A 12,966-nucleotide genomic window follows, 5' to 3' on the forward strand; every position below is an offset into this window, starting at 1 on the left:
AACTGTAAAGCAATAAAGACTATTTATCCATATTGTCAGGATTTACAGGTAACACCGCTAAAATATTTCCTTCTGGCGAGATAATGGCCCAGAAATAAGGATTTTGAGCCATTTGGCTACTGGTAGGTAAAGCTTTGAGCCCACTATCTGAGCCAAAGGATTTTTGCACCCATGCCAATTGTTCTTGAGTTAATGCTGGTTCTAAAGCATTTACTGGCTCTGCTGCTTGCCACATTTGTTTCTTATGCTCATCTGTTAATGGCGTATAAAGCTCAGGCCAAAAAGGTTGTCCTTGCCCAAAACCACTGCCTAGGGTAATGTCTTCGATTAAAGATTTCTCTGTGGGTTTTTTGGAAAAAACATTTTTTGGGCCAAATATGGGTAATGCATTATAAGGCGCTTGTGCCCTTTTGAGCATATTAGGTTGTAGCTCATTTGCCGTAATAATCGTTAATGTTTTGCCTTCAAATACTGTGTAGACAGGCCGAGCAAAAGAAGAAGCATATAAGCCATAGGCCAATGCGGCAATTTGAATTACAGCAATAAGTGATACATCGCGGGTGAGTTCTTTTTTGGGTTTTTTAGGATTAAAAATAATAAAAGTGAGTAAGGGGCCCAATACAACATCAACACCAATGATCAGAAAAAATTTATGTGTGCCGTCCAATACATCAAAGTAATAATCTGGAAAGTAAATAAATCGAAATGCCAAACCAGTTGCAATAGCAATGACAGCACTGACTAATAAGTGTATTACGGTGGCTTTTTTACGTGAAACCATTCTGTTTTGTCCTAATTTTTGCTAATAATATTTGTTAAATTATATATTAAATAGAGGCTTTGTGAGCATGAAATTAAGTCATTAATGCATTGTATGGGCATTTTATAAGAATACAAAAAATAAGAACAGTTTTTTTGTCAAATTTGAATACAAAAAACTAAGGTATATTATAGTGTCTTGGTATTTATAATGAGTATATTTTTATGATCTTTTTATAAAAATCAAATATTAAGTACTTGCCAAAAAAACAACCACAGTTGATAATCACTTTACTTTGCAGGAGAGTGTGCATTATGCAACGCCGAAGGCGCAAACACCCCAAGAATCGCTCAGGCATCCGGACTGTAAAGGTTTGATATTTTCAAAAAATCTGGAGAGTGGCATTGATTGCCCACCGAAGGGAGCAAGAGTATTGATACTCGAAATTCTCAGGTTTCAAGACAGATGGGGTCGCCTAAGTTAGTTTTAGGTGTTTATTCTATTATCTGGAGCTTAATCTTATGACCCAATTATTACGTACTCCTTTTTATGATGCACATCTTGCATCTGGAGCCAAATTAGTGGATTTTTTTGGTTGGCATTTGCCCATTCACTATGGCTCTCAAATGAAAGAGCATGAATGTGTTCGTACCGATGCTGGTATGTTTGATGTCTCTCACATGACCATTACCGATGTAACAGGTGAAAAAGCAAAAGCTTGGTTAAGCCTGTTACTGTCCAATGATATTGCTAAGTTAACTGTTGAAGGTAAAGCTCTTTATTCTGGCTTGCTCAATGAGCAAGGTGGCATTATTGATGATTTGATTGTGTATTTGATGCCTTTTGGTTATAGAATGGTGTCTAATGCAGGTACACGAGAAAAGGTACTCTCTTGGTTTGCTAAGACAGGAGAATCATTTGGAATCACATTACATAACCCAGATGATATTGCTATTTTAGCGATTCAAGGGCCGAAGGCGGTAGAAAAATTGCTCGCAGCAAAGCCTGCTTGGACAGAAAAAGTACAGGCACTTAAGCCATTTGTAGGTACTTATGTTGAAGATAAGGTATTTGTTGCACGTACAGGTTATACGGGTGAAGATGGCGTAGAAGTATTACTTCCAGCCAGTGAGGCTGTTGCTTTTTTTAACTTACTAAAAGAGCATGGTATTACGCCTTGTGGCTTAGGTGCCCGCGATACTTTACGTTTAGAAGCGGGTATGAATTTATATGGGCATGATATGGATGAACACACTACCCCTTTTGAAGTGGGTATGGCTTGGACTGTAACCCTAAAAGATGATCGTTCTTTTTTTGGTAAAGAGGCACTTTTAAAGCAAAAAGAAGCGGGTGTATCTTTAAAACAGGTTGGTTTGGTTTTAGAAACAAAAGGAGTTTTACGCGAAGGGATGAAAGTTTCTGTTGATGGCCAGGGGGAGGGTGTGATTACCAGTGGTACTTTTTCACCCACTTTAGGGTATTCTGTCGCGATTGCTCGAGTACCATCTGGTACTGAAGATCAAGCAAGTGTTGACCTTCGAGGTACACCAACAATTGTACGTGTGGTTAAATTGCCATTTGTGCGTAATGGTAAAAAGGTGTTTGATTAAATAAAAACAACGTATCAGATTTTTTTATTTTGATACTATATTTAGGAGAAAAAAATGAGTCTTATCCCTACAGATTTAAAATATGTTGACAGTCATGAGTGGTTACGTCTAGAAGAAGATGGCAGTGTGACTGTTGGTATTACTGAGCATGCCCAAGATTTATTGGGTGATATTGTGTTTGTTGAATTGCCAGAGGTTGGTGCGCAATTAGGTGCGGCAGATGAAGCTGGTGTGGTTGAATCAGTTAAAGCTGCTTCTGATTTATATTGCCCAATTGCGGGCACCATTTTGGCTGTAAATGCAGAACTGGAAGCATCGCCTGAACTAGCAAATAGTGCGCCATATGAAGGTGGTTGGTTTTTCCGAATTCAACCAGATAATGTTGCTGATTTAGACGCTTTATTAACGCCCGAACAATATGCTCAGGAAGTTGGCGCTTAATTGCATATTATTGTCTTATAATCAATTCATTAGGCTGCTAAAATAAAAACTGTTTTTGGCAGCCTATATTCTTATTGTCGTACAAAGGATAAAGGATCTGTAATGAATTTAAATGATTTATTCTATGCTCAAGAATTTGTGCATCGTCATTTAGGCTCAGGCGAAAAAGAACAAGAACAAATGCTTAAAGTCGTTGGTGCCAAAAACATGGCTGATTTTATTGACCAAACTGTCCCCAGCAGTGTGCGGATGAATAAGGCTCTTGATTTGCCAGAAGCCATGATAGAAGCCGATGCTTTAGCAAAACTCAAAAAGCTCACTAAAAATATCACCATTAATAAAAGTTTTATTGGGATGGGGTATTATCCTACTCGTTTACCCAATGTCATTGTCCGTAATGTTTTAGAAAACCCAGGTTGGTATACTGCTTATACCCCTTATCAGGCCGAAATAGCACAAGGTCGTTTAGAAGCCTTATTGAATTTTCAACAAGTGTGTATCGATTTAACTGGTTTAGAAATGGCGAATGCTTCTCTTTTGGATGAAGCAACAGCTGCCGCTGAGGCTATGACTGCAGCCAGAAGAATATCCAAATCAAAATCGAATCAGTTTTTTATTGATGAACGTATTTTCCCTCAAACCCTAGATGTCATCAGAACCCGTGCCAAATATTTTGGTTTTGATTTGGTTGTCGGAGATTTTGAAACGGCTAAACAAGGTGCGTATTTTGGTGCTATTTTTCAATATGTCGGTACAGATGGCGATGTTGTCGATTTAACCGAAATTATTTCAGCTATTAAAGCTAAAGGTGCATTGGCTATCGTGGCTGCTGATATCATGAGTTTGGTGTTATTAAAATCGCCTGCTCAAATGGGCGCCGATATAGCACTTGGCAGCACACAACGCTTTGGTATCCCTATGGGCTTTGGTGGGCCTCATGCCGCATATTTTGCGTTTAAAGACGAAATGAAGCGTTCTGTTGCTGGTCGTATTATTGGTGTTTCTGTTGATGCTAGCGGAAAAAATGCATTACGTATGGCTTTGCAAACACGTGAGCAGCATATTCGTCGGGAGAAAGCCAATTCCAACATCTGTACCTCCCAAGTTTTGTTGGCCAATTTAGCTGGCATGTATGCAGTTTATCATGGCCCAGAAGGGGTCAAACGAATTGCTCGGCGTATCCACTCATTAGCCAGTATTTTTGCTGATCAACTGGCTCAATTAGGTTGTAAAGTGTTGAGTGAGCAATTTTTTGATACTGTTTTGGTACAAACAGACACCAAAACAGAGCAAATTTACCAGAATGCTCAAAAAGCAGGTTATAACCTACGCCTAGTGGGACAAAATCAAATCTCAGTAGCCTTTCATGAAGAAGCCACTATTAAGGATGTAGAACAATTGATTCACTTTTTTACAGATAAAAATGTAAAAATTGACAACACTCAATCAATTTCTTCCTCTCTACCCACAAGCCTTTTACGTACCGATGCCATTTTAAGTCATCCTGTCTTTAACAGTTATCATACTGAACATGAAATGCTGCGTTATTTAAAGCGTCTTGAAAATAAAGATTTAGCACTTAATCACAGCATGATTGCTTTAGGTTCCTGTACCATGAAACTTAATGCGACCGCTGAAATGATCCCCATTACTTGGCCAGAATTTGCAAATGTACATCCATTTGCGCCTAAAGGGCAGGTCAGCGGTTACCTTGAAATGATTCATGGCTTATGTGAGCAACTAAAAGCAGTTACAGGTTTTGATGCCATTTGTATGCAACCTAACTCTGGTGCTCAAGGTGAATATACGGGGTTATTAACCATTCGTCGCTTCCATGAAGCTAATGGTAATGCACATAAAGACATTTGTCTGATCCCACGCTCAGCTCATGGTACCAATCCTGCAACAGCCCAAATGTTGGGCATGAAAGTTGTTGTGGTCGCATGTGATGAACAAGGGAATGTGGATGTGGCTGACTTAAAAGCTAAAGCAGATGAGCACAAAGAAAACCTTGGTGCCTTGATGATTACTTATCCATCTACTCATGGTGTGTTTGAAGCATCTATTCGTGACATTTGCCAAATTATCCATGAATATGGGGCACAGGTTTATATGGATGGTGCCAATATGAATGCTCAAGTTGGTTTAATGCAACCTGCTGGGGTGGGTGCAGATGTTTTGCATATGAACTTACATAAGACTTTTTGTATCCCTCATGGCGGCGGTGGACCAGGTATGGGACCGATTGGACTAAAAAGCCATTTAGCTCCTTTTATGCCAGATCATGTTGTCAGTCATATTGATGATGCGCAAAAAGGGCAAGGTGCAGTATCTGCAGCGCCTTTTGGCAGTGCCAGTATTTTGCCTATTGTTTGGATGTATATCACCATGATGGGTGCACAAGGCTTAAAAGAAGCCACTGAATTGGCTCTACTTAATGCCAACTATATTGCCAGAAGTTTAAAAGACCATTATCCTATTTTGTATACAGGACAAAATGATCGTGTTGCACATGAATGTATTGTCGATTTACGACCATTAAAGGCCGAAAGTGGTATTACAGAAGTGGATATTGCCAAGCGTCTAATGGACTTCGGTTTCCATGCGCCAACCATGTCTTTCCCTGTAGCAGGCACCTTAATGGTAGAACCCACAGAAAGCGAAAGTAAAGCTGAACTTGACCGCTTTATTGCTGCAATGATTCAAATCAAACAAGAGGCGTTAAAAGTGCAAGAAGGTGTTTGGCCAAAAGAGGATAACCCCTTGGTTAATGCGCCACATACACATGCTAATGTGGTGCATGATTGGACGCATCCTTACACTCGAGAGGAAGCGGTGTATCCGTTGGCTTTTGTGGCTCAAAATAAATTCTGGCCAAGTGTTAATCGTATTGATGATGTGTATGGGGACAAGCATTTAGTGTGTAGCTGCCCCAGTATTGATGAGTACGAATAAAGCTTAATTTATCCGTATATTGGTTGACTTAAAGCCCCAAATTTTTTGGGGCTTTTGTGTTTCTTTGCCAATAAAATAGATTTTAGTGTATAAAGCACATAAGTGTTATTTTGGGTTCAAGGAAAATGGTTTATGCCTCATAAAATCGCCACAATAATAAGCACATGTTTATTGATGCTTATGCTAGTTGGTTGCCAAATGTCTCATTTTGATTATATGAGTCAACATTTGCGTATTTGGCAACAAGTCAGTTTAATGGCTGATGATTTACTGGGCGGGCAGATGTCTGAGTCTTTTAATCATGCTTTACAAGCAAGGCATGATTTATCATCATTTACAAAAAATTTACAACAAGAGCAACAAGTCATTAGCCAGCTAAGAGCTCAGTTAAACTCGTTAACAGAAAAGATGCCTACTAATGCACACAATGTGCAATATAAATTATTGGCTTATGTTGATGCATATGAAAAAATCTTACAAATTTATATTAAAGCCAGCCAATTACCTGATCATTACACAGATGCTCAATTAGCACCATTGTTATCTCAACTAGAAAAAGCATTGAATCAATATGACCAGGCTACTTTGGCATTATTAGATGCACAACAAGAATACAAAGAACTTATTCACTATCAAGATAAATAAAGAGCATGTTTGAATACATGCTCTTTATGAAAAATTTTTATTTCAATGCTTTTAGTCCTGCTGTAGCCACGTCCATATCTTGTGCAACAGAACCCCCGCTTACACCAATTGCCCCCACAATTTTACCATTGACAACAATTGGAAAGCCGCCACCAAATGTGATGAGTTTATCATCACTGTGTTGAATGCCATAAAGTTCGGTTTTAGGTTGAGTAACCGTTGCTAATTTGTCGGTTGGCATTTTTAAGGCAACAGCACTGTAGGCTTTTTTCAAAGAAACATCAATGCTTACAAGTAGTGCGTCTTCCATCCGTTCATGCAGTACCATATTGCCTGATGCATCAACTACAGCAATAATCATGGGCACCCCAATTTCTTTTGCTCGTTGTTCTGCTGCTTGAGCCATCACTTGAGCTTGTTTCAATGAAACAGATTGAATTGTGATCACTTGGTCCTTTGAAATGGTCTCCGGTGCTGCTAAGGCCATGCTACAAAGTGATGCACTCATGATTAAAGTGGCTAAAATTCGATTATATGTTTTCATAGCAATACTCCTATTTAATTAATGCACAAAGAAATTTTATGTGTATAAGCATAGTTTAATCTTGGCTCAGGGCTATGAGTTAGGTCAATAATTGCCAGATTTTTTTGGTAAAAATTAAATGCTGTAAATTTCATTTAATTCAATATATAAATTAAATGAATAAATAGATTGGTTAGAAAGAAAAAAGCCCCTAAATTTTAGGGACTTTTTTGATTGTTTAAGATTGAGATCTTGTTTTAAACAACGATAAGGCGATTGAAGAACCAATCACCGTAAAAATGACGGCTAATGATAAAATCACTGGCACATGAAACCACTCTACAATCAGCATTTTACAACCAATAAACATCAGCACAATGGCCAAACCATATTTTAAGTATTCAAAACGATCAGCCACATCTGCCAGTAAGAAATACATCGCACGTAAACCTAAAATAGCAAATATATTTGATGTGAGTACAATAAAAGGATCTGTTGTGACCGCAAAAATGGCAGGGATACTGTCTACCGCAAAAATAACATCGGACAGTTCAATCATAATCAACACCAATAATAAAGGGGTCGCATACAATAAACCATCTTGTTTGACGAAAAAGCGTTCTTGATGGAATTCTTTTGTGAGTCGAATACGACGCTCTACCCACTTTAACAGTTTATTATTGCCTAAGTCAGAATGCTCGGCTTCTGGTTTGAGCATTTTAAATCCAGTATAAATAAGAAATGCACCAAATACGTATAAAATTTCAGAAAACTCTCTAACCAGAACAGCCCCAGCACCGATCATGATGGCCCTTAAAATAATAGCGCCAAACACACCATAAATTAGGACACGATGTTGCCATTCAGACGGCACTTTAAAATAAGAAAAAATCAGTAAAAAGACGAAGATATTATCAATTGCTAAGGATTTTTCTAAAACATAGCCAGTAAAGTATTCTAAAACTTTTTCATGAGCAATTTGTGTACCATAGTTCGGGTCATTTGCCAGTTCAAAATATAACCAGCCTGCAAAACACACTGAAACTATGACCCAAATAACAGTCCATACTAATGCTTCTTTTGTATTGACCTTATGAGAGCCATTCTTTTTTAAGGCCAAAATATCAATAGCAATCATAATGAATATGATAATAAAGAAAACGGTATAAAATAAAGGTGTACCGATAGAAAGATGATTCATATTGCTTTCTTTAAAAAATAAAAAACTATTCCCGATGGTATGGGTGGTTTTGTAAAATAGACAACGCACGGTATAACTGTTCTATGAGTAATACACGTACCATTCCATGTGGTAAAGTCAGATCAGATAATTTGATCAGTAAATCTGCTTTACTTTTAAATTCTTGGCTTAGGCCATCCGCACCTCCAATGATAAAACAGATATTATGGCCTTCAAATTGCCATTTTTCGATTAATTTTGCCAATTGTGTTGAACGTAAAGATTGGCCTCTTTCATCTAATACAACCATGAGGTTGTTCGGCGGAATAGCCGCGCGAAGGCGTGCTTCTTCCAAGGCAATACCTTGCTCAGCAGAAACACCCGCCCCCCTTTTTTCAGGTTTAATTTCTTTTAATGCAATTTTGGCTTCTTTACCAAAGCGTTTACTGTAATCCTTAAACGCTTCATCAACCCAATTGGGCATCTTTATGCCTACAGCTAAAATAGTAATTAACATAGATGTACAAAAAATAATGGGAAGCGCATTGTAGCTTATTTTAATCTATATCAGCACAAAAAACGTTTTTTGAAGATAAAAATTTGTTCATAATCATCTTTTTAGGAATTTTTATCAATAGATTAAATGATATAATTGAAAAATGATGATAAAGAAAGTGATGAATAATGAAAAGAATCATTCTAATTGTTTTGACTACCGTTTTATGTTTCTTTTCTCCTCATATCTTAGCAAAAACCAAAGTTGTGCATGTGGTGGTTGCTTTATGTGATAACAAATATCAGGGTATTGTGCCCGTTCCTGCAAAAATAGGAAATGGGCAGGATCCAACCAATAATCTATATTGGGGGGCAGCTTATGGTGTGAAAACATTTATGAAAAAGCAACCCAATTGGACATTAATTTCGTCTATAAAAGGCACCCAAAATAATATTCTAGAACGGCTTATTTTTAAGCATAAAACCAAAGATGTTTACATGGTTGCTGATGCTTATGATGGGCAATTTATACAACAAACGATTCAAGGCTTTTATCAATTTATTGCCGGGACAAAAAAAGAAAAAATCACCGTACAGCAAAAAAATATTATGGCTGGCGGAGGGGCAGATCTGGTTGTCTATGTAGGGCATAATGCTTTAATGGATTTTTCTTTAGCAAGATTTAATCTAAAAGCACCTAAAATTACAGATCAACAAATAAGAACACAAAACAGCCAGCGTCAAGCCGCTGTTTTTGCTTGTAAAAGTAAGCCTTATTTTTTACCTCAGTTTGAACGTACAGGTATTCGTCCTGCAATGATGACAACAAATTATATGGCGCCAGAAGCTTATGTTTTAAACGCATTAGTCAATTCATGGGTAGCGCAACAGTCCGCTGAGCAAACACGCGAGGCAGTGGCTCGATCATATGCACAATATCAAAAAATCAGTGTGAAAAGTGCAAAAGGGCTATTTGCGACTCAATAAAAATAAAAGCCTTAGGAAAAATCTAAGGCTTTTACAAGAACATTAAATAATTTACTGTACCCTTTCTATTTGAGCACCTACTCCCCCTAATTTTGTTTCAATATGCTCATAACCTCTGTCTAAGTGGTAAATTCTTTCTATTATGGTTTCGCCTTGTGCAACCAGCCCTGCCATCACTAAGCAGGCTGACGCGCGTAAGTCGGTTGCCATAACAGTGGTTCCTGATAATTTTTCAACGCCATGGATAATTGCCGTATTGCCTTCCGCTTCAATATGTGCACCCATGCGGTTTAATTCAGGTACATGCATAAACCGATTTTCAAAAATGGTTTCTGTCACTGTACTGGTGCCTTCTGCAATACTATTGAGCATCATAAATTGAGCTTGCATGTCTGTGGGAAAAGCTGGGTAAGGTAAGGTCCGAATATTGACTGCATGTGCCCGTTTGGGCATATCTAAGCTGATCCAGTCCTCCCCCGCTTCAATAATAGCACCTGCTTCAACAAGCTTATCCAAAACCGCATCCATTGTCTTTGGCGCAGCTTTTCTTAAGATAATTTTTCCTCTAGTTGCCGCAGCCGCACATAAAAATGTACCCGCTTCGATTCTGTCAGGTACGATGGAATGAGTGGCACTGTGTAAACTGTCCACACCTTCAATAACCAAAGTTGGCGTTCCAATGCCCGTGATTTTTGCCCCCATGGCATTAAGACAATGAGCCAAATCAGTGACTTCAGGCTCGGTTGCCGCATTTTCTAGAACAGTTTGTCCTTTTGCCAGTGTTGCGGCCATCAGTAAATTTTCTGTTCCAGTCACTGTGACCATATCCATAATGATACGGGCGCCTTGCAAACGAGCTGCTTTTGCATGGACATAACCATGATCAATCGTGACTTCTGCCCCCATTGCCATTAAGCCTTTAATGTGTTGGTCTACTGGGCGCGAACCAATAGCACATCCCCCAGGTAAGCTGACAGTCGCTTCGCCAAAATGAGCCAGTGTTGGCCCCAATACTAAAATAGAGGCCCTCATGGTTTTGACCAAATCATAAGGCGCCACTAAATTGTTGACACTGCCACAGGTTAACTCAAATTCTTGAACATTATCGGTCATTACCCGAGCGCCCATACCTTGTAATAATTTTTGGGTCGTGGCCACATCACGTAACATAGGTACATTAGTCAGCTTGAGTGTTTCTTTTGTTAATAAAGAGGCACATAAAATAGGTAAAGCTGCGTTTTTTGCACCAGAAATCACAATTTCCCCATGTAAAGGGCCATTACCTGTTATTTTTAATTTTTCCATAAAATTTTCCTTGGGGCTTAGGGTTGTTTTTGCCATTCATCTGGGGTCATCGCTTTATTGATTGATAAAGCATGCAGCTCATTACTGGCAATTCTTTCGGCCAGAGCGTCTTTAATCAATCTATGTCTGGCTAAACGGCTTAGTCCCTCAAATTGAGTACTGATGATTTGTGCAAAAAAATGGTGGCCATCACCCTCAACGATCACTTCTTCACATGGTATGATTTGCTCGATCATTGTTTTTACATGTTCAGGTGTCAACATAATTTAATCCCTTAATTTATAGCCAGTTCTCAGTAAGTGACAAGTCCATAGGCTCAGCACAAGATAAAATGCGCTCACAACCGTAAGTGACAGCCAGACAGAAACATCGCTGTGTCCAAAAAAACCAAAACGGAAACCATCAACCATATAAAAAATAGGGTTGAAATGGCTTACCCCTTTCCAGAATGCAGGCAAACCATTAATAGAATAAAATACACCAGACAAAAAGGTCAATGGCATGATAAAGAAATTTTGAAAAGCCGCCAGTTGGTCAAATTTTTCTGCCCAAATACCAGCCAGTAAACCAAAAGCCCCCATGACACCGCAAGCCAGTATGGCGAAAACAATTGTCCATATAGGGGCAACAGGGAAGGTTAAACCAAAATAGGCTGTTGCTAATAATACACCCAAGCCGACAAGTAGTCCTCTAACGATAGAGGCGCCGACATAGGCGCAGTAAAAAGAAAAGGCTGAAATAGGTGGCAGCAAAATAAAAACCAAATTACCTGTGATTTTGGATTGGATCAGGCTGGAAGAAGTATTGGCAAATGCATTTTGTGCCATACTCATCATCGCCAGACCTGGAATTAAAAAAGCTGCAAAGCTTACGCCTGGGTAAGCTTCGGCCTGATTTTTCAGCGCATGAGAAAAAATCATCTGATAAAGTAAGGCTGAAATAATAGGTGCGGTGAGTGTTTGAAAACCTACTTTCCAAAAACGCAAAATCTCTTTTTTAAAAAGGGTATAAAAGCCAGTCATTTGGTTCATGTTCTTTGATTCTTTTCATCATCATGGGTCAGACGTAAAAAGACCTCTTCTAAATCATTTTGTAATATCTGCATTTTATTCAGTTTAATATGACTCTGTTGAAGTAAGGTAACGACATCAGCGACCTGTTCTAATTGTGTTAGCTGTAAAACCAAACCACTATCTTGCTGTCTTAAAAAAAGTGGCCTGAGAGGTTCTGGTAAAACCTGATCAATTTGTATCCACAGTAGATGCCCTGTTTCATTATTCAGTAGATGCTCTTTTTCATCCAAGGCAATTAATTTACCTCGCTTTAGCATGGCTATACGGTTACATAGCGCTTGAGCTTCTTCCAAATAATGGGTGGTTAATACGATGGTATGACCGCCTTGTTGATTTAACTCTTGAATAAAGCTCCATAAATTTTGCCGAAGTTCCACATCAACGCCTGCCGTTGGCTCATCTAAAATAATCACTGGGGGGCGATGTACTAAAGATTGAGCAACCATAACTCGCCTTTTCATCCCACCTGAAAGGGCACGCATATTGGTTTTGGCTTTGTCTGCTAATCCTAATTTTTCTAAAATCTCATCCAGCCATGCCTCGTTATTTTTAATGCCAAAGTAGCCGGATTGAAAACGTAAAGCTTCTTTTACCGTAAAAAACGGATCAAAAACCAATTCTTGAGGGACTACGCCCAAATTCATTCTTGCTTGATAAGCGTCTTTTTGCGTGTCAAAGCCCATAATTTTAATTGTGCCAGAAGATTGCTTGCCTAAGCCTGACATGGCACTGATCAGCGTTGTTTTCCCCGCACCATTGGGACCTAATAGGGCAAAGAATTCCCCTTCTTTAACATTAAAGCTTATATTGTCTAGCGCTTGAAACCCATTAGGGTAAATTTTGCTGACGTGTTCAATTGAAATGGCAAAACCAGACATAAATAGAAAATCGTAGATTAACGAACCAAAAAAAGCAATTATACGCCAAATCTACTATTCTGTCGGAGCTTTTATTTTTGTTCTTGCCAGATATTTTTCTAATATAGTCAAAGA

13 protein-coding genes and 2 riboswitches are annotated in these 12,966 nt (G+C 38.6%); of the genes, 5 read left to right on the forward strand and 8 right to left on the reverse strand.

All coding sequences use genetic code 11. The annotated features are described in order from the left end of the window. Positions 1-19 precede the first annotated feature (19 nt). A complete protein-coding gene (locus AADH04_RS07790) occupies positions 20-781 on the reverse strand; it encodes a hypothetical protein (RefSeq protein WP_434779668.1) in 762 nt (253 codons plus the stop codon). Positions 782-1,048: 267 nt separating this feature from the next. Continuing rightward, positions 1,049-1,136: riboswitch (glycine riboswitch) on the forward strand. Positions 1,137-1,141: 5 nt separating this feature from the next. Further along, positions 1,142-1,235, forward strand: a riboswitch (glycine riboswitch). A 46-nt stretch (positions 1,236-1,281) separates the two neighbouring features. On the opposite strand from AADH04_RS07790, the gene gcvT reads away from it, so the two are divergent. From gcvT to AADH04_RS07810, 4 genes are all read left to right on the forward strand, one after another. Further along, positions 1,282-2,370: a glycine cleavage system aminomethyltransferase GcvT gene (gene gcvT / locus AADH04_RS07795; RefSeq protein ID WP_434779669.1), complete on the forward strand. Its 1,089-nt coding sequence runs from the start codon at positions 1,282-1,284 to the stop codon at positions 2,368-2,370. Between the two features lie 54 nt (positions 2,371-2,424). Then, entirely contained in the window at positions 2,425-2,811 is a 387-nt protein-coding gene (gcvH, locus tag AADH04_RS07800; protein ID WP_434779670.1) for a glycine cleavage system protein GcvH, read from the forward strand. 102 nt (positions 2,812-2,913) lie between these two features. Then, complete coding sequence (gene gcvP, locus AADH04_RS07805) at positions 2,914-5,766, forward strand: aminomethyl-transferring glycine dehydrogenase (RefSeq protein ID WP_434779671.1); 2,853 nt, start codon at positions 2,914-2,916, stop codon at positions 5,764-5,766. 132 nt (positions 5,767-5,898) lie between these two features. After that, the gene (locus AADH04_RS07810; RefSeq protein WP_434779672.1) at positions 5,899-6,411 is read left to right on the forward strand and encodes a hypothetical protein; all 513 of its coding nucleotides are present in this window, start codon (positions 5,899-5,901) and stop codon (positions 6,409-6,411) included. A 37-nt stretch (positions 6,412-6,448) separates the two neighbouring features. Here the strand turns inward: AADH04_RS07810 and AADH04_RS07815 are convergent, their stop codons facing one another. From AADH04_RS07815 to rlmH, 3 genes are all read right to left on the reverse strand, one after another. Then, entirely contained in the window at positions 6,449-6,955 is a 507-nt protein-coding gene (locus AADH04_RS07815) for a GlcG/HbpS family heme-binding protein (RefSeq protein ID WP_434779673.1), read from the reverse strand. A gap of 217 nt (positions 6,956-7,172) precedes the next feature. Next, a complete protein-coding gene (locus AADH04_RS07820) occupies positions 7,173-8,135 on the reverse strand; it encodes a TerC family protein (protein ID WP_434779674.1) in 963 nt (320 codons plus the stop codon). Positions 8,136-8,160: 25 nt separating this feature from the next. Further along, positions 8,161-8,631, reverse strand: coding sequence for a 23S rRNA (pseudouridine(1915)-N(3))-methyltransferase RlmH (gene rlmH / locus AADH04_RS07825; RefSeq protein ID WP_434779675.1), 471 nt, complete (start codon positions 8,629-8,631; stop codon positions 8,161-8,163). Between the two features lie 167 nt (positions 8,632-8,798). Between rlmH and AADH04_RS07830 the strand changes: the two genes are divergently transcribed. Then, positions 8,799-9,596, forward strand: a complete 798-nt coding sequence (locus AADH04_RS07830; RefSeq protein WP_434779676.1) for a hypothetical protein — start codon at positions 8,799-8,801, stop codon at positions 9,594-9,596. Positions 9,597-9,647: 51 nt separating this feature from the next. Here the strand turns inward: AADH04_RS07830 and murA are convergent, their stop codons facing one another. The 4 genes from murA to AADH04_RS07850 are packed head-to-tail and all read right to left on the reverse strand — an operon-like array spanning position 9,648 to position 12,852. Continuing rightward, on the reverse strand, positions 9,648-10,901 hold the full coding sequence (gene murA / locus AADH04_RS07835) for a UDP-N-acetylglucosamine 1-carboxyvinyltransferase (RefSeq protein WP_434779677.1): 1,254 nt from the start codon (positions 10,899-10,901) through the stop codon (positions 9,648-9,650). A 17-nt stretch (positions 10,902-10,918) separates the two neighbouring features. After that, complete coding sequence (locus AADH04_RS07840; protein WP_434779678.1) at positions 10,919-11,164, reverse strand: BolA family protein; 246 nt, start codon at positions 11,162-11,164, stop codon at positions 10,919-10,921. 3 nt (positions 11,165-11,167) lie between these two features. Next, positions 11,168-11,923: an ABC transporter permease gene (locus AADH04_RS07845; RefSeq protein ID WP_434779818.1), complete on the reverse strand. Its 756-nt coding sequence runs from the start codon at positions 11,921-11,923 to the stop codon at positions 11,168-11,170. A 5-nt stretch (positions 11,924-11,928) separates the two neighbouring features. Next, positions 11,929-12,852, reverse strand: coding sequence for an ABC transporter ATP-binding protein (locus tag AADH04_RS07850; RefSeq protein WP_434779679.1), 924 nt, complete (start codon positions 12,850-12,852; stop codon positions 11,929-11,931). Between the last annotated feature and the right edge of the window lie 114 nt (positions 12,853-12,966).

Source organism: Neisseria sp. Ec49-e6-T10, assembly GCF_051132615.1.
Lineage (GTDB): Bacteria > Pseudomonadota > Gammaproteobacteria > Burkholderiales > Neisseriaceae.